Source organism: Pseudoxanthomonas dokdonensis (genome assembly GCF_001431405.1).
Taxonomy (GTDB): Bacteria; Pseudomonadota; Gammaproteobacteria; order Xanthomonadales; family Xanthomonadaceae; genus Pseudoxanthomonas_A; species Pseudoxanthomonas_A dokdonensis.
On record NZ_LDJL01000006.1, the window covers coordinates 1 to 18,009 of the forward strand.

Here is an 18,009-nt window from a genome sequence, read left to right on the forward strand (position 1 = left end):
AAAGCCCGGCTGCAGCCGGGCCCGCGCCACCACCGGTGCACCCGGCACCCAGCCACCCTGCTCGCCACCCTTCTTGCGGAAGTAATTGGCGATCGAGGCGAATACATCGGGATAGCTCTTGTACAGATCGACGCGGCCATCGCCATCGCCATCGATCGCGAACTCGCGGTAGCTCGATGGCATGAACTGGCCCATCCCCATCGCGCCGGCATAGCTGCCAATCAGGCTGGTGATGTCGACCCCGGTTTCCTTGCCGATGGCGAACAACTGCGCCAGCTCGTCACGGAAGAACAACTCGCGGCGCTGCTCGTAGGCGGCACGATCCGGATTGCCGCTGCGCGGATAGAAGAAGCCCAGCGTATACAGCGCATCCAGCACCCGGTGCTTGCCGATGTAGCCGCCGTAGCTGGTCTCGACGCCGACGATGGCGGTGATGATCTCGGCCGGCACGCCATGTTGCTGCTGCGCGCGCATCAGTTCGTCATGGTGCTTGGCCATGAACGCCTGGCCACCGCTGATGCGGGCACTGGTGATGAAGTTGGGGCGGTATTCGCTCCACGGCTTGACCCGCTCGGCCGGGCGCGACATCAGGCTGATGATGTCATCGCGCTTGTTGGCCTGGGCCAGGATCGCTTCGATATGTGCCGGCTCGATACCGTACCTGGCGGCGGTATCGCGAATGAAAGCGGCGCGGGCCACTTCGTAGGGCACCGGGGTCAGATCGACCGGGGTCTCGACTTTCTCGACCGAGGTTTCCGCTGGCGACTGCCTGGCTGTTGCCGGCGCGGCGGGTTGTTCGATCGTCGTCGCTTGTGGAGACGGGGACGGTGGCGGGGTCGCGCAGGCAACCAGGCCGAAGGTCAGTACGCTGACAAGTGAATATCGGATCATCGCGGCGGAGGTTAGCACGCGATTCACATGCTTTCGTGAATCGCCAATGGACTGACCGATGTGCGGTGTGGCTGGCAAACGTTTCTGCATCCGTCGGGTTTCCTTTTCCATGTTGTCAGAGAGTCCTGTGTGGGAGCGTTGAACGCAACATCGCAAGCCAGCTGCGTGCGGTGCGCTAGTAACCGTGTACCGGCCGGTGCGCGCGTACCGCCATCACCAGGCCCAGTCCGGCCAGCAGCGATACCGCCGAGGTGCCGCCGTAGCTGAGCAATGGCATCGGCACCCCGACCACCGGCAGCAGGCCCGAGATCATGCCGCCATTGACGATGACGTAGACGAAGAACGCCAGCCCCAGCGAGCCGGCCAGCAACCGTGAATAGGTATCGCGTGCGTCCATCGCAATCCACAGACAGCGCCAGACCACGAACAGGTACAGCGCCAGCACCACCGCCACGCCGATCCAGCCGAACTCTTCCGACAACACCGCGAAGATGAAGTCGGTGGTGTGTTCGGGCAGGAAGTCCAGGTGCGATTGCGAGCCCTGGCCCCAGCCCTTGCCGGTCAGGCCGCCGCCGCCGATCGCGATCTTGGACTGGATGATGTTCCAGCCGGTGCCGAGCGGATCGTTCTCCGGATTGAGGAAGGTCAGGATGCGGTCCTTCTGGTATTGGCGCAGGAACCAGAACCAGGCCACCGGCGCGGCCGCGGCGACCGCGCTTAGACCGAGCCCGACCCACCACCACGGCAGTCCAGCCAGCAGCAACGCGAACACGCCACTGGTGGCGACCAGCATCGCGGTGCCGAAATCAGGCTGCAGCAGAATCAGGCAGGTCGGCACGCCGATGATCAACGCCGCGACCAGCACGGTCCTGATCCGCGGCGGCAGCGGTTGCCGGTTGAGATACCAGGCCATCATCATCGGCAGGCTGATCTTCAACAGTTCCGATGGCTGCAGGTAGAACAGCTTCAGATCGATCCAGAGGTGGCCATGTTTGCCGGTGCCGACGAACAGCACGATGATCAGCGGAATGAAGGTCAGCGCGAACACCCCCGGCGACCATGCGCGCAGGCGGATCACCGAGACCCGCGACAGCGCCCACATCGCCACCAGTCCGACCGCGAAGCGCGCGCCCTGGGCCAGCATCAGATGAGTACCCTGGGCGTCACCACCGGCGCTGTACAACACCGCCAGGCCGATGCCCATCAGGCTCAGCAATGCCAGCAGCAACGGCCAGTCCAGCGAGCGCAGGAAGTAGCGAATCAGGCCGAACAGCCAGCGCAGGATTTCACTCATCCGGGGTCTCCTGCGTCGAACCGACGGCGGCGGCTGCCGCTGCGTCGGCATCGGGCTCGGGCATCTTGCCCAGCAGCCACGCATCCAGGATCTTGCGCGCGATCGGGCCGGCGGTACTGGCGCCGTAACCGCCGCCTTCGACCGCTACCGCCAATGCGATGGTCGGATCCTGCGCCGGTGCGAAACCAACGAACAGGGCGCGGTGGCGCAGGTGCATCGGCAGGCTCTTGGGATTGACCGCGGCGGTGCCACGGCGGCTGGTGACCTGGGCGGTGCCGGTCTTGCCGGCGGCCTGGTAAGCCATGCCACGGGCAAACGAATAACCGGTGCCACCCGGCAGCATCGTCGCCATCATGCCTTCGCGTACCGCCTGCAGATTGCCCGGGTTGGGACTGATCGGGTCCCCGCCCGGCTGCGGCAGTGGCGTCCATTGGCCGTCAAACCCGGTGCGTACCTCATCGACCAGATGTGGTCGCCGCAACTGGCCGTCGGCAATCCCGGCGGTCGCCCGCACCAGTTGCAGCGGGGTCACTTTCCAGTCGCCCTGGCCGATGCTGGCGTTGACGGTATCGCCGGGGTACCAGCGTTCCTTCTTGGCGCGCAGCTTGTAGGCCGGCGACGGCAGGATGCCGTCAATCTCGCCGGTCAGATCAATGCCGGTGGGATGGCCGAAACCGTAGCGCGACATGTAGTCGTCGATCTTGTCGATGCCCATGTCCAGCGACAGCTTGTAATAGTAGGTGTTGACCGACTGGGCGATGGACTTGCGCAGATCGGTCCAGCCGTGGCCGCCACGGTGCGAATCGCCCCAGCCGCGCGAGGTCCCCGGCAGGTAGAACATGCCGGTCGACAGCACCCGATCCTCGGGACGGCGGGTGCCGCTGTCCAGCCCGGCCAGACCGAGCAGCGGCTTGATGGTCGACCCCGGCGCCACCCCGCCCAGCACCAGGCGGTTGAACTGCGGTCGTGACGGGCTTTCGTTGAGCAGCTTGAAATCGCGGGTGGAGATGCCGTTGACGAACAGATTGGGGTCGTAGCTGGGAATGCTGACCATCGCCAGCACTTCGCCGGTGCGCGGGTCCAGCGCGATGGCCGAACCTTCCAGGTCACCGAACGCGGCCACCATCGCCTGCTGCAATTCGACATCGATGCTGAGCTTGAGGTCCTGGCCCGGGGTGGCCGGCACCCGTCCGACCACGCCCAGCGCGCGACCTTCGACATTGGTCTCGACCTTTTCGTAGCCGACCTTGCCGCGCAGTTGTTCTTCGTAATAGCGCTCGAGCCCGGTCTTGCCGATGTGGGTAAGCGCGCTTTCGGCCTCGGTCAGGCCTTCCAGATCCTTCTCGTCGATGCGGCCAACGTAGCCGATGACGTGGGCGAACAATGGCCCGTACGGGTAATGGCGGGTCAGGTAAGGCACTACTTCCACCCCCGGGTAGCGCCAGCGATCGACGGCGAAGCGCGCCATCTCGTTTTCGTCCAGGCGCAGCTTCAGCGTGATCGGGCGAAAGCCGCGGGCGCTCTTGCGGGTCTTGCGGTAGTGCTCGATGTCCGCCGGGTCCAGCGCGATGATCCGGCCCAGACCGGCCAGCATGCGCTCGGTGTCGACGACCTTGTCGGGGGTGACATCGAGCCGGTAGGCCGGGATGTTCTCGGCCAGCAGCTTGCCGTTGCGGTCGTAGATCATGCCGCGCCCGGGCACCACCGGCCGCGGTTTGATCCGGTTGGCCTCGGAACGGGTGGCGTATTCGTCGTGGTCCAGCACCTGCAGCTTGAAGTACCAGCCGCCGAGCCCGAACAGGGCCAGGGTGACCACCACCAGCCCCAGCACCGCCCGCCGACGGAACTGTTCGGCCTCGGCATGCGGGTCCTTGCTGATCCGGCGCGGTTTCATCACATCAACCGCGCTTGTTCTGGCGCAGCGCGTCCAGCAGCAGGTACACCAGCGGCCACAGCAGCATGCCCAGCAATGGCGCCCACCAGTAATTCCACGGCAGCACCGGCAGGCCCAGCGCCAGATGCACGGCGGCATCGACGATGCGGTCGTTGAGCAGCAGCGCGCCCATCGCCAGCGCCTGTTGTGACAGCGGGAAGAACCGCAGGCGGGCGCGGAAGCGCTGCAGGATGAAGGCCATGATGACCAGCCGCAGGGCCTGTTCGCCCAGCAGCGACCCGAACATCAGATCCGCGATCAAACCGACCACCAGCGCCAGGCCGAGGCCGGCGCGCTCGGGGGTTTCGATGATCCAGTAGGCCATCACCAGCGCCAGCCAGTACGGCCGCAACGGCATCAGCGCGGTCGGCAGCGGCAGCAGGCCCAGCAGCAACGCCAGCAGGATGCTGACCGGCAATACCCAGCCCGAACGTGGCCGGCTCATCGGCGCACCTCCGCCGGGGGCGGCGCCGGTGCTGGCGCAGGCTTTGTTGAATCCGGCGCCGGCGATGCGTCGTTGGCTGCCGGCCGGGTTCCCGGATTGGCTGGCGTCTGGCGGCCGCTGGCGGGCGCCGGCGTGGGCTTGGCGCCATCGCCAGCGAGCGCCGGCGCATCATCGCCGGCGCTGGCTGACTCGCCTGCCGCCTGATCCGGCGTGCCAGCCGGCGCGGACGCTTGCGGGTCGGCAGTAGCAGCAGGCAGCGGTTGCGGCGGCGCCGAGCGCAGCAGCAGTACGTCGCGGCCACGATCCAGCCGCGCCGCCGGCCGCAGTTCGGCGATCAGAAATGCGTGGCTGTCGTCCGGCCGCAACGTGGTCACCGTGCCGACCGGAAACCCCGGCGGGAACCGCCCGCCCAGGCCCGAGGTAACGATGAGATCACCGACTTCGACCCCGGTGTTGAGTGGAATGTCGGCGATCTCCAACTGGTCGATACGGCCACGGCCGTAGGCAATCAGGCGCACCCCGTTGCGCGCGATCACTACCGGCACCGCGTGGTCGGCGTCGGTCAGCAGCAGCACCGTCGAATGATTGGGGGTCAGACCGATGATCTGGCCGATCAGGCCGCCGTCGTCGATCACCGCCTGACCCATGCGCACACCCTCACGCCTGCCGGCATCCAGCACCAGTCGTTGCCGGGTCGGATCCAGGTCGATGTTGAGGATCGGCGCCAGTTGCACGTCGAGGCCGCGGCTTTCGGCCACGCCCAGCAATGCGCGCAGCTTGGTGTTGTCGCTGGCGGCGGTCTGCAGGCGGGTCAAGCGTGCATTGGCGATCAGCAGATCGTTGCGCAGCTGGCGGTTTTCCTCCATCAGCCGACCGCGGCTGACCGCGTCGTCCTGTACCCGCGTACCAACCCGCCCCGGCAGGCCGGCCAGCCACCACAGCGGCTGGGTCAACACATTGGCCTGCGCCCGCACCTGGCTGAGCCAGCCACCGCGGTGATCCAGGAAGATCAGGCACAACGTCAACGCAAGATACGCCAGCAGGCGCAGCGTGCTGGCGACATCACCCTGGCGGGCGGAAACGGGTGGACCGGCGTAGGACGGCACTGGCGGTAGTCAGGATGGTTCAGCGATAAGAGGGTCAAGGTGCCGTGAACCCGGGTGATACGCAAGCCGCGCGGCGGGCGGCAAGGCCATCGGCGGCAGTGAATGGAACCTGCGTGGGTCGGCGTGCGCGCTGGCGCGCATGCCATTTGCGAGATCACACTCGTTTGCGCTCGCCAGCACCGTGGCGACCGCCGCGTGGATCATTCCGGCGCGAAGAATTCGTTGCCGTGCATGTCGACCAGTTCCAGCGCGCGGCCACCGCCGCGGGCCACGCAGGTCAACGGATCGTCGGCGACCTGTACGTGCAGGCCGGTTTCCTCGGAAATCAGCCGGTCCAGTTCGCGCAGCAGGGCACCGCCACCGGTCAGCACGATGCCGCGCTCGGCGACGTCGGCGCACAGTTCCGGCGGCGTCTGCTCCAGCGCCAGCTTGACCGCGCTGACGATGCCCGACAGCGGCTCGTGCAGCGCTTCCAGCACTTCGTTGGAGTTGATCTTGATCATCTTCGGCACGCCTTCGGCGAGGTTGCGGCCGGAGATTTCCATCTCCTGCACTTCCGGCTGCGGATAGGCACAGCCGATTTCCAGCTTGATCCGCTCGGCGGTGGCCTCGCCGATCAGCATGCCGTGGTTGCGGCGCACGTAGTTGGTGATCGATTCGTCAAAGCGATCGCCGCCGATGCGCACCGACTGCGAATAGACGATGCCGTTCAGCGAGATGACCGCCACTTCGGTGGTGCCGCCGCCGATGTCGATGACCATCGAGCCCCGGGCTTCGGTCACCGGCATGCCAGCGCCGATCGCGGCGGCCATCGGCTCTTCAATCAGGTAGACGTCGCGGGCACCTGCTTCTTCGGCCGATTCCTTGATCGCGCGGCGCTCGACCTGGGTGCTGCCGGCCGGCACGCAGACCAGCACGCGCGGGCTCGGGCGCAGGAAACGCGACTTGTGGACCTTCTTGATGAAGTGCTTGAGCATCGCCTCGGTGTAGGTGAAGTCGGCGATCACGCCATCCTTCATCGGCCGGATGGTGGTGATGTGGCCGGGGGTACGGCCGAGCATCTGCTTGGCCTCGGCACCGACCGCGGCGACCGAACGCGAGCCGCCGATGGCGCGATCCTGGCGCACCGCCACCACCGATGGCTCGTTCAGCACGATTCCCTGCCCCCGCACGTAGATCAATGTATTGGCGGTGCCCAGATCGATGGACAGGTCATTGGAAAACATGCCGCGGAGCTTTTTGAACATGGGGGAAAATAATCCTGCAGAGGGAAGTCGCCGGAGGCTGGCGAATTTTTGGGCAAAACAAGGTCCGCTAGACTAGCAATCCGGCCGCGCAGCAGCAAGGAAAAATAGCGTAAAACCCGCATGTTCAAGGGCTCGGGCAAGCGTCCGGCGACCTCGGCGTGAAGACCCTGGCGGTCGCCGCCGGACCTGCCACCCGGCGGTCAAGACTGGCCCCGGCGCGGCCCAACCGGTAACCTTTACCCGATATGCGCCCGCTTGCGGGCATTGTTCCGCCGGTCAGCGGACCGCCCTGGTGCGTCCTTCCGCTGCCCATCATCCGAGCCTTGCCGATGTCCGCACTGATTTGTGGTTCCCTTGCCTACGACACCATCATGGTGTTCCCGGACCAGTTCAAGAACCATATCCTGCCGGACAAGGTGCACATCCTGAACGTGTCGTTCCTGGTCCCGCGCATGCGCCGCGAGTTCGGTGGCTGCGCCGGCAACATCGCCTACAACCTGCACCTGCTCGGCGGCAAGCCGATCCCGATGGGCACGGTCGGCCAGGACTTCGGCCCGTATCGCGAATATTTCGAGGGCCTGGGCATCGACCTGTCGCAGGTCAAGGTGATCGATGAGCTGTTCACCCCGCAGGCGTTCATCACCACCGACCACGACAACAACCAGATCACCGCTTTCCATCCGGGCGCGATGATGCGCTCCTACGAAAACCACGTGAAGGACGTCCCTGGCGTCACCATCGGCCTGGTCGGCCCGGACGGCCGCGAGGGCATGATCCAGAACTCGCAGGAGTTCAGCGATGGCGGCGTGCCCTTCATCTTCGATCCGGGCCAGGCGATGCCATTGTTCAATGGCCCGGAACTGCGCACCTTCATCGAACAGGCCGACTACGTGGTCGTCAACGACTACGAATCCAACCTGCTGCAGGAGCGCACCGGCTGGGACGAGAAGGACATCGTGCAGCGGGTCAAGGCCTACATCACCACCCAGGGCCCGAAGGGCGCGCTGATCCACACCCCCGAGCGCACCTACGACGTGCCGCCGGCACACGAACGCCGTGTGGTCGACCCGACCGGCTGTGGCGACGCCTTCCGCGCCGGCCTCATCCACGGCATCGAAAAAGGCTGCGACTGGCTGACCATCGGCCGCATGGGCAACCTGATGGGCGCCTTGAAGGTTGAACACCCCGGTACCCAGAACCAGCGCTTCACCTTCGACGAGTTCAACGAGCAGTTCAAGCAACAGTTCGGCTACGCGCTGTAAGCCCGCCGCCCCGCTGCCACGCCGCCCTTGATTGGCAAGCGCGGCATCGCGCTCGCCGCGCCGTGGCCGCTGGTTACAGCAGGTCGATGGTGTAGTTGATGATCACCCGGTGCTCATCGACGTCGGGACCGAAATTCTTGCGTACCGTGGCATTGCGCCAGCGCAGGCTGACATTGCGCAATAGGCCTTGCTTGAACACGTACTGGAGATCGCTGTCGCGCTCCCATTCGCGGCCTTCGATGCCGGTTCCGACATCGATGCTGTCACCGCTGACATAGCGGGTCATGAAGCTCAGGCCCGGCAGCCCGGCGAAATCGTAATCGAAGCGCAGTTGCCAGGACTGCTCGTCCTTGTGGTTGAAGGCATTCAGTTCAACGAAATTGAACAGATACGCATTGGAGCTGTTGATGTAGGGATAGCCGGTGCTGCCACTCATGTCCTGGTAGGACGCGCTGAGCTTGAGATGGTCGAAGTGGTAGGAAAACCGCGCAGCCCAGGCGCGGTTGTCGATATTGGTCACGCCCTGGCTGCCGGTATCCAGGTAACGTGCCTCCACCCCCAGTGCCCTGGCGCGGCCATCCACCGGCCACCAGCCAGCGGCATTGAACACCTGCTGGCGATACAGGTTGTCGAGTTGCCCGTAGTGATAGGACAGCGACAGCGGCGGCAGCGGCCTGAAGGTGGTGCCGATCAGGCTGAAGCGATCGCTGCTGCGTGGTCCGTCGGCGAAATCGATGTTGAGCGCGGCCGGACCGGTAATCGAGAGGTCATCACTGTCCGAAGCGCCGCTCTGATTGATCCGGTGGATCACCCCGGCTTCGAAATCGAACTTGCCGACACCCTGCGCACGCAGCAGGCTGCCTTCAAACCACTGTGGCAGCAGGAAGATGTCGACGCTGCCGAGCACCGGCGTCTGCAGCTCCATGCCACCGACTGCCAGCGTGGTCTTGCCGGACCGCGCCTTGGCGGTGAGATAGCCTTCCGCCGCCACCGCCGGCGCGCGCTCGCCATAGTGGCTGTCGAGCAGGCCACTGCCCGCGTGCGCCGGCGTCGAATCCAGCTTGATCGCAGTGGCGCCATAGCCTTCGATGGCGAACCCGATCGGCCCGCCGGTATAGCCCGAATGCAGCCGCAGCATGAAGCCCTGCGCCCACTCGTCGCGTTTTTGCTGGGCGCCGGGCGGGACCCTGTCGAAGGCCCGGTTGAGATAGAAGTTGCGCGCCTGCAGCGAAGCACTGGCGTCGCCGGCCAGGCCCTCCCCGGCCAGCGCTACCGGCGCTGCCAGCGCGCACACGACGGCCATGCACAGCGACAGGCATGACCCGGGATTGTTCACAGCCATGGTTCCTCGTCACCCGCCTGGCGGGCTCGCAGCGGTGGGTCGTTGCGATACGGTGGCGGGCCCTGCGCCGGGGACGTGGCGACGGCATGCGCGGTGTCTTGTCTCGCCGACGCTACAGGCGGCCGGTCCACCGTTCCGCAACGAATGGCCAGACCCTAGCGATCGACGGCGGCGACGGCCACCCGTGCGAGGTACATATGATGCTGCCAACAATCCGGGGTAACCAATGCGCGGTTTTGCCGCTGATTAGCAGCCGTTTGGTATTGCCGAGGAATACCAACTGCACATTCAAACCTGCGCGGAAGTGCGGGCAAAGTAACAATCAGCGCGGCGTCATGGCGCGATCATGCCGGTGCGAGGCGATGCCAGCCGCGCCGGAGCACGGCTGGTTGACGCCCGCCAGGTTCACCAGCCGGGCATCTGCTTCGGATCGAGGCCACCGGTTTCGAAGATCACGGTCGGGCTGTCGCCGTTGGCCAGCGGGAAGCTGATTTGCAGACGCTTGGCCTCACCCGCCAGTTTCCACAGGGTCTTGTCATCATCGATGAACATGGCGATCGCTTCATCGGTATCCGGCCGGTTGGCGCTCATCCTGCGTGGCTTGCCGTCATCGACCACCACCGTCACCGGGCAGCTGCGGTAGCAGGCCTTGGCGAAATCGCCGCCCTGCAGGACCAGATAACTGCTGCGCTTCCACTTGGGATGATCGCGGAACACCAGCTGCACCGGCTTGGCGCCGCTGCCATCGACATCCACGTTGTCCTGGCTGTAGATCATCGCTGAACGCTGGATGCCACCGGCAGCGTTGACCTGGGCGTAGGCCCACAGATTGTCCAGCCGGCGCTGCTCGCGCTCGGCCTCGGCCTTGGCCTTGATCTCCTCGACCTTCGGCGCGATGCGCTTGGCGGTGGCGCTTTTCGGATACTGATCCAGCAACGCGACACCGTGGATCCGGGCCATGTCCCAGTCGCCGCCAGCTACCGCGCTGTCAAAGCGCTTGCCGAGTTCTTCGGCCTGCTGCTCCTGCTGGCGGGCCTGGGCAGCGGCGGCGGCGGCCTGTTCGGCCTGGCGATCCCCACAGGCGGCCAGGGCCAGCACGCAGGCCAGCATCAACACGGGTTTGTTCATGGCGGTTTCCTTGTTGCGGTATCCACACAGGATATCGTCAAGTGCCGGCCGGGATCCCGAAGTGTTGGCGACGAAAATGAAAACGGCCACCTCGCGGTGGCCGTTTCCTGCAGCACGGACGGCGGCGGGCTTACTTGCCGGCGTTGGCCTTATCCAGCAGCGCCTGCACCGAACCGGTGGTGATCGGATGGTAACCGGGCTTGGCGCGGGCAAAACTCTCCTGGGCCATGGCCAGTCCTTCCGGGGTTTTCACCAGTTCGTCGTAGATCGGCATGATCAACTTGCGACGGCCGACGCGTTCGATGAACGCCTGCATTTCCGGATTGGCTTCGGCATAACCGCTGCGTACGGTCAGCGGGTACCAGCGCATGGCGATTTCACCGTTGGCGGTGCCAGTGAAGTGATAGGCCGCATCCAGCTGCGCCAGCTGCTCATGGCTGAGCGTGGACGGCATGTTCTTGAGGAAATTGACCCACTGCTGGGTGTTCCACTCACTGGTGACCTGTGCGCTGGGCAAGGTGTGGCTGCCCAGCCAGGCAATGCGGGCGGTGTCGGTGATGGCAAAGCCGCGTGACTGCGCCTTGCTGGCGAACGACGGGATGCCCGGCTCGTTCAACCATGCATTCAACTCTGCCTCGGTGACTGCGTTGGGGCTCTTCGGCAACAGGTTCTTTTTCAGATAGGCCACGAACTGATCGGTATTGGCGCTCTGGAACGCATGATCATCAAACCAGCCACGCAGGAACGGATCAAAGATGGCGCGGCCAAACCGCTGTTCGAGGAACTGCAGGAACCAGGCACCCTTGACGTAGGCGACCTGGCTCAGCGCATCGTCGGGATCGCGTTCGGTCAGCGGCGGCAGCGCCAGTTCCTGGTCTTCCGGCGACATGCCCTTGAGGTCGTTGAACAGATCGGTCTGGTCGATCTGGCGCTCCATCTCGGCCATTTCGTTGCCGTACAACGCTTCGGTGATGCGGCCCTGGACGTAGGTGGTGAAGCCTTCGTTCAACCAGATGTCCTTCCAGCTGGCGTTGGTCACCAGGTTGCCCGACCAGCTGTGCGCCAGTTCGTGGGCGACCAGCGAGACCAGCGACTTGTCACCGACGATGACGGTCGGGGTGGCGAAGGTCATGGTCGGATTTTCCATGCCACCAAACGGGAACGACGGCGGCAGCACCAGGATGTCATAGCGGCCCCAGCGATACGGGCCGTACAGGCCCTCGGCGGTGGTGATCATCTTTTCGGTGTCTTCGAACTCGCTGGCGGCCTTGTCGACCATGCTCGGTTCGGCCCACACGCCACTGCGTTCGGACAACGGCTTGAACACCAGGTCACCGGCGGCAATTGCCAGCAGATAGGACGGAATCGGGTGTTCCATCTTGAATTCGTAGTCGCCATCGCGCGCGGCGTTGGGATCGGAGTTGGCGCTCATCAGCACCATCACGTCCGGGCGGCTGGTGATGTGCGCGCTGTAGGTGAAGCGCACGCTGGGGGTGTCCTGCAACGGCACCCAGCTACGCGCATGGATGGCCTGCGACTGGCTGAACATGAAAGGCAGCTGCTTGCCTTCGGTCATTTCCGGGGTCAGCCACTGCAGGCCGGAAGCGTCAGGCGAGGTGCTGTAGCTGATCCGCACCTGCGGGTTGCGCTGCGGGGTTTCGATGGTCAGCTTGCTGCCGTAGATCTTGTCCGCCGGCGCCAGCGCGTACTTCAGTTCAGACCAGCTGCCGGCCTTGTCGCTGCCTTCGACCTTGTCGATGGTCAGATCGCGGGTGTCCAGCAACAACTGCTGCGCCGCGTTGTCCTTCCAGTCCAGCGTGTAGACGGCACTGCCGCTCAGCTGCTTCTTGTCGAAGTCGATGGCCAGGTCCAGGGCGATGTCCTTGATGACGACCTTTTCCGGCTCGGCATAGGAATTCTCGTCGTGGCTGCGCGACAGCTGGGCGCTGCCGGCCGGCTTGGGCGCGGCGGCTTGCGGTGCCTCCGGCGCTTGCTTGGAACACCCGGCGGCCAGCACGGCAGCGCAGGACAACATCATCAATACGGAACGCATCAGGGATATCCAGTACAGGGGATGGCCCAAGTTTACCTTTCCGCCGCAGTGCTGTCGTATGCCCTTTTTCCCGGTCAGGCGCGCCGGGCCCGGCAGGCGGGTCGCGCCGCCGGCGCGCTGGTCAGACCTTGTAGCCGGTATGGATGGCGACGATGCCGGCCGACAGGTTGCGGTAGCTGGCACGGGCAAAGCCGGCCTCTTCCATCATCGCCTTCAGCTGTTCCTGTGGCGGATGCTTGCGGATGCTTTCGGCCAGGTACTGGTAGCTGTCGGCATCGCGGGCGAACAGCTGGCCCAGCCGCGGCAGTATCTTGAACGAATGGAAGTCGTAGACCGGCTTGAACCAGTCCACCGTGACTTCCGAGAATTCCAGCACCCGCGCCTGCCCGCCGACCTTCAGCACCCGATGCATCTCGGCCAGGCCGGCCGCCTTGTCGGTGACATTGCGCAGGCCGAAGGCGATGGTGACCAGGTCGAAACTGTTGTCCGGGAACGGCAAGGCCTCGGCATTGCACTGCACGTACTCCAGTCCCTTGACCAGGCCACGGTTGGTCAGCCGATCCCGGCCCACCGTCAGCATGCCGGCGTTGATGTCGCCGAGGACGATCTCGCCGCTGTCGCCGACCCGGTCCTTCAGCAGCGCGGCGATGTCGCCGGTGCCGCCGGCCAGATCCAGCACGCGGTCGCCGCGCTTGACCTGGCAGGTACCGACGAAATAGCGCTTCCAGACCCGATGGATGCCCAGGCTCATCAGGTCATTCATCAGGTCGTAGTTGCCGGCCACCGAGGTGAATACCTCGCCGACAAGCTTCTGCTTGTCCTTGGCGGCCACGTCACGGAAGCCGAAATGGGTGGTGCCGGTCTTGTAGGGGGATTCGCTCATGGGCCGATTATCGCATCCTGGCGTGGCGATGGCGTCAGCGCGGCGGCGTATCCCGGCCCGGTCGCGACAACAGCAGCGCCAATGCCCCCAGCAGCAGCAGCTGGTCCTTGACCAGGAACTGACCGGTGCGGCCAATGTAGGGGAAGCCCATCCCCTCCTGCCAGCCGGGCAGGCTGAGCATGAAGGTATTGGTCAGCAGGTACGTGGCCACCGCCGCCAGCAGCCCCCAGCGGGCCAACCCGGGGCGCCACGGCCACAGCGCGATCAGCGCCGCGGTCAGCAGTTCGATCCCCCCGATGATGATCGATGCGCCCTGCACGCTGGTCAGCCCGTACAGCCAAGAAAACAACGGATTGCTGCGCATCAGCCCTTCGATGCCAACGGCTTCCAGATGGGTGAACTTCATGCCGCCAATCCAGACCAGCACCAGCAGCTGCCCCAGCCACATCCCGAGCAGCGCGGCGCCATGCAGGGCCGGCTGGCGCCGGAACGAGAACACGCCCAGTCCCAGCGCGGCAATGCCCAGATGCTTGAGCAGGGTCTGGCCACCGCCGATTACCGGAAAACCGGAATACATCTCGTTGTGGACGTACATCGGCGTACCCAGCAGCAACAACAGGCCAAAGCCCCAGAACAGCGCTGCCGCCAGCCCGGCCCAGCGCCGCGCCGCGCCCGCCGGTGCCAGCAGCAGGACCGCGCCGATCGCCACCTCCAGCCCGCCGACGCCGTAACTGAGCGCCGTCGCCTGGGCCGGATCCGGCAACCACGCATACTGGCCGAGCAGCTTTTCCATCGCGCTGATCGAAAACGCCTGGAAGCGCATCCAGCCGAACCAGACCATGACCAGGCCGAGGATGCGCGCGGTGATTGCCCAGAACAGGGGCAGCGAAGAGGAAGCGGACGAACTTGAAACCGATGTGGTGGACATACGGCACTCCTTGCGGGTTGTCATGACAAGAGGCACCTTGGGCGACAATGGTTGCGCCGCACGTGCCCGGATCCATGTCTTTCTTTTAACCCATATGCGGCCGAGGAGCGAACATGTTGCAGACACCGGACTATGCGGCGATGCTGCGGACCGCCATCGTGCAGGCCCGCCAGGGCCTGGCCGAAGGCGGTATTCCCATCGGTGCGGCGCTGTACCATCGCGACGGCCACATGCTGGGCTGCGGTCACAATCGTCGCGTGCAGGAAGACGATCCCTCGATCCACGGCGAAACCGATGCGTTCCGCAAGGCCGGACGCCAGCGCTCGTATCGCGACACCATCATGGTCACCACCCTGGCCCCGTGCTGGTACTGCAGCGGGCTGGTGCGGCAGTTCAACATCGGTACGGTGGTGGTCGGTGAGTCGGTCAACTTCGCCGGCGGCCTGGACTGGCTGCGCGAATCCGGGGTCACCGTGATCGATCTGCACGACAGCGAATGCATCGAACTGCTGGGCGACTGGATCGCCGCCCATCCGGCGCTGTGGAACGAAGACATCGGCGTGGATTGAAGCCCCCTCCGCTGGCGGTCGCCTGCGCGTAACCGAACGCACCCCACCCGCAGCTGGCGCCCCGCCTCGCCTGCCGACGACCGGTTGTCCGTTTCCGCGCGCCGCAACCGTGAGAAGGGAAAACAGCCCGTCACCACGACGCATTGGAGGGACGGGCTGCGCAGGGGGAATGGCGGCTGCAGCGCAGCCTTGGATGCCCACCCACGGCGCGGCGCAATGCCCGCCCGGAGAACCTCACCATGGAGATCAGAAGCACGTCGTTGAATTTCCCACGCATGCGCGGCAGCGGCCCGAGGACCGCCGAAGCCACCGTCGTGTTCCCACGCACGGTGGACAACGCAGTCGCCGCACTGGCCGGATACTCGGCCGGCTTCCGCGGCGATGACCATCATCTTGGCCGGTTGCAGGTCAAACTGGATACCGAGATCACGGCCAACATCGTCACCGTGCGGGCCACGTTCGGGCTGCGCGACTGGTCCGGCGACTGGGATGATGATTACGCAGGCACGGTACAGGCCAGCGTTCTGGCCGAACTGGTTGACCCCAGCCTGCCACCGCCACGTGGCGACCTGCAGATAACCGGGGTGGAAACCAACCAGGCCACGCAGTCGTTCCGCAGCAGCCAGCATCTGGACATCGACAACGTGCTGCCGGACAACGCGATCAGCCTGGTCGGCGGCAAGACCACCGGCCTGCGCGTGTATGTCGATCATGGTGCCGATGCCTCGTTGCCGGTCATCACCGGGCTGTCGGGCGAAGTTGAAGTATCGTCCGGCGCCAACACCCTGGTGCTGGCACCCATCTCCACCATCAGTCCACGCCGCGACAGCGAGATAGATCGGGGCTCGGCCGACCATACGCTCAATTTCGCCATCCCCGAGGCCTGGTGCCGGGGCAGCGTCGACATCCGCATCCGTGTATTCGATGCCGCTGATCCAGGCCAGTCGTCGGCGCCGGTACGCAGGACATTGCGCTTTGTCGACGTCAACCCGATGCGGGTATTCGCGGTTGGCATCCACTACACCGGCCAGGGCATGGACCTGCCGGCACCTGATGCCAGCACTGCCCTGCAGACGTTCGATTACGCGCGGCGGACCTTCCCCACCGGCGACGTACTGCTGTCCGGCTATACCGATCTGGATTTCGGCGAAGACATGGTGACCACCGATACCACCGGCTGCGGCGACGGCTTCGAATCGCTCAATGGCAAGCTCAAGGATCTGCGCGGCGACTCGGATGACCTGTATTACGGACTGCTGCCCACCGGCGTCAATTTCGGCAACTTCATCGGTTGCGGTGGCGATGGCGTCGGCTCGGGCATGGTCGGCGATACGGTGACCGCGGCGCACGAGGCAGGCCATGCTTACGGCCGTCCGCACGCACCCTGTGACGACAGCGGTCGCTGTGCCAATCCTTCCAACCAGGATGACGATTTTCCCCAGTACGCGCTGTTCGATTCCGACAGCATCGGCGAATTCGGCTATGACCCGGAAAACAACCGCGTGTTCGACCCCGCTTCAGCGCATGATTTCATGGGCTATTCGCCGGGCAAATGGGTCAGCCCGTATACCTATGCCAAGCTGATGTCGCGCGGCGATCCGGTCGATGGCGCCGCCGCGGCCAACCGTGCCGCCTACCATCGCCTGTCGCTGCGCGAACCGGCCGCCGAATGGAACCGTCGCGCGGTGCCGCTGTTGTTCCTGGACGTGCATATCGACGAGGACCGCAGCGTCACCCTGCCGCACGCGTTCACCTTCGCCGCACGCCCGCGACGGCGTGCGACCCGGACCAGCGATTTCCATGCGGTCGTTGTCGACAAACAGGGCAAGTCCCGGGCATGCGTGGCGTTGTCGGGCAACTGCTTCCATTGCGGGCCGCAGTGCTGGCCGATGCATCTGTCGGCCGAAGTTCCGCTGGACAGCGGACGCGCATCCAGGCTGGAGATTCGCGAACATGCGCAGACGATTGCCAGTTTCGATATCCCGCCACCGCCGGCACTGGCCATCGAATCGGTAACCGAACAGCAGGACGGCAGTGCATTGCTGTCATGGTCGGCCAAGGACGAACATCGGCTCGTGCATGTCGTGCAGTGGCACGACATCGACGGTAGTTGGCGTGGCGTTGCTCCGCGCCAACATGACACCGTGCTGCGCATACCCGCGCGCCTGCGCAGCCATCGGCAAGCCCTGCAGCTGCGGATCCTGAGCAGCAACGGCCTGGCCACCGCAGTGCTGGGGCTGCAACTGGAGCCGTTGCGCAAAGCGCCGGATCCGGACAAGCATCCTCCGGTCAGGGTGATCGTCGGAGCCAGCGATGATCCCGTCCGCCGGGCCTGGGCCATCGATCAGCTGGGCCGTTCGCTGGGCAACCCGCAGATCCACTGGTTTGACGAAAAAGGCGGCGAGCTGGCGCGTGGCAGCAGCCTGGATACACGGCAGTTGCAAGGCAGCCGGCGCAATGCCCGGGTGGTGGCGATCAATGCGGGCGCCGGCAAGGCTGAAATCGACGTCGAGATCACCGGTCGGCGGACGCTGCCGCCGCGAAAACCCACTCGTTCCTGTAACGACCAACCGCCGGCGGCCGAACAGCACGCCTCGTGCAAGGAGAAACCATCATGCTGATCCGCAATTCCAACATCACCTTCAACCGCTTCGAAGGTTCCGGCCCCCGCCAGACCTCCACCGACGTCGACTTTGGTGCGCCATTGAGCACCGCGGCCGCGATCCTGACCGGCTTCAACGCGAGCTTCTCTTCCAACGATGGCGACCATCACCTCGGCAACCTGGATGTCCGCCTGGATGCCGATGTGATCGGCAACGGCGTGCGCGTGACCGCCACGTTCGGGTTGCGCGACTGGAGCGGCAACTGGGACGACAAGTACGAAGGACAGATTTTCTTCGCGGTCGTCGGCGAATGACGCCTGCCGCC

Annotated in this window: 14 protein-coding genes and 1 pseudogene; 4 read left to right on the forward strand and 11 right to left on the reverse strand. The window is 65.1% G+C overall.

What is annotated here, in order from left to right; translation table 11 throughout:
* From ABB29_RS06380 to ABB29_RS06405, 6 genes and pseudogenes are all read right to left on the reverse strand, one after another.
* A partial coding sequence (locus tag ABB29_RS06380; RefSeq protein WP_083487594.1) for a lytic murein transglycosylase occupies positions 1-891 on the reverse strand: 891 nt, incomplete at its 3' end.
* A gap of 175 nt (positions 892-1,066) precedes the next feature.
* On the reverse strand, positions 1,067-2,185 hold the full coding sequence (gene rodA / locus ABB29_RS06385) for a rod shape-determining protein RodA (RefSeq protein ID WP_057657794.1): 1,119 nt from the start codon (positions 2,183-2,185) through the stop codon (positions 1,067-1,069).
* A 19-nt stretch (positions 2,186-2,204) separates the two neighbouring features.
* Positions 2,205-4,079 (reverse strand): annotated as a pseudogene (mrdA, locus tag ABB29_RS06390) (penicillin-binding protein 2); the annotation flags it as partial.
* Positions 4,080-4,083: 4 nt separating this feature from the next.
* Entirely contained in the window at positions 4,084-4,563 is a 480-nt protein-coding gene (gene mreD, locus ABB29_RS06395; protein WP_057657795.1) for a rod shape-determining protein MreD, read from the reverse strand.
* Positions 4,560-5,669, reverse strand: a complete 1,110-nt coding sequence (gene mreC, locus ABB29_RS06400; protein WP_083487570.1) for a rod shape-determining protein MreC — start codon at positions 5,667-5,669, stop codon at positions 4,560-4,562. Before mreC ends, mreD begins: the two co-directional genes overlap by 4 nt.
* Before the next feature lie 200 nt (positions 5,670-5,869).
* Entirely contained in the window at positions 5,870-6,916 is a 1,047-nt protein-coding gene (locus ABB29_RS06405; RefSeq protein WP_057657796.1) for a rod shape-determining protein, read from the reverse strand.
* Positions 6,917-7,245: 329 nt separating this feature from the next.
* Here ABB29_RS06405 and ABB29_RS06410 point away from each other — a divergent pair, with 329 nt between their 5' ends.
* On the forward strand, positions 7,246-8,178 hold the full coding sequence (locus ABB29_RS06410) for a carbohydrate kinase family protein (RefSeq protein ID WP_057657797.1): 933 nt from the start codon (positions 7,246-7,248) through the stop codon (positions 8,176-8,178).
* A gap of 73 nt (positions 8,179-8,251) precedes the next feature.
* Here ABB29_RS06410 and ABB29_RS06415 read toward each other — a convergent pair whose 3' ends face one another.
* The 5 genes from ABB29_RS06415 to ABB29_RS06435 form a co-directional block, all read right to left on the reverse strand.
* Positions 8,252-9,520, reverse strand: coding sequence for an OprD family outer membrane porin (locus ABB29_RS06415; RefSeq protein WP_083487572.1), 1,269 nt, complete (start codon positions 9,518-9,520; stop codon positions 8,252-8,254).
* 405 nt (positions 9,521-9,925) lie between these two features.
* The gene (locus ABB29_RS06420) at positions 9,926-10,648 is read right to left on the reverse strand and encodes a hypothetical protein (protein WP_057657854.1); all 723 of its coding nucleotides are present in this window, start codon (positions 10,646-10,648) and stop codon (positions 9,926-9,928) included.
* 130 nt (positions 10,649-10,778) lie between these two features.
* Positions 10,779-12,701 (reverse strand): M1 family metallopeptidase, encoded by a 1,923-nt coding sequence (locus tag ABB29_RS06425; protein ID WP_057657799.1) that lies wholly within the window; start codon positions 12,699-12,701, stop codon positions 10,779-10,781.
* Between the two features lie 121 nt (positions 12,702-12,822).
* Positions 12,823-13,584 carry a bifunctional demethylmenaquinone methyltransferase/2-methoxy-6-polyprenyl-1,4-benzoquinol methylase UbiE gene (gene ubiE / locus ABB29_RS06430; protein ID WP_057657800.1) on the reverse strand — a complete coding sequence of 254 codons (762 nt, stop codon included), beginning with the start codon at positions 13,582-13,584 and terminating at the stop codon, positions 12,823-12,825.
* Positions 13,585-13,618: 34 nt separating this feature from the next.
* Positions 13,619-14,512 carry a DUF417 family protein gene (locus ABB29_RS06435; RefSeq protein WP_057657801.1) on the reverse strand — a complete coding sequence of 298 codons (894 nt, stop codon included), beginning with the start codon at positions 14,510-14,512 and terminating at the stop codon, positions 13,619-13,621.
* Between the two features lie 113 nt (positions 14,513-14,625).
* Between ABB29_RS06435 and ABB29_RS06440 the strand changes: the two genes are divergently transcribed.
* The 3 genes from ABB29_RS06440 (at position 14,626) to ABB29_RS06450 (ending at position 17,998) form a co-directional block, all read left to right on the forward strand.
* Entirely contained in the window at positions 14,626-15,081 is a 456-nt protein-coding gene (locus tag ABB29_RS06440; protein WP_057657802.1) for a nucleoside deaminase, read from the forward strand.
* Between the two features lie 239 nt (positions 15,082-15,320).
* The gene (locus ABB29_RS06445) at positions 15,321-17,702 is read left to right on the forward strand and encodes a zinc metalloprotease (RefSeq protein WP_157062530.1); all 2,382 of its coding nucleotides are present in this window, start codon (positions 15,321-15,323) and stop codon (positions 17,700-17,702) included.
* Positions 17,696-17,998, forward strand: coding sequence for a hypothetical protein (locus ABB29_RS06450; RefSeq protein WP_057657804.1), 303 nt, complete (start codon positions 17,696-17,698; stop codon positions 17,996-17,998). Before ABB29_RS06445 ends, ABB29_RS06450 begins: the two co-directional genes overlap by 7 nt.
* Positions 17,999-18,009: the final 11 nt, after the last annotated feature.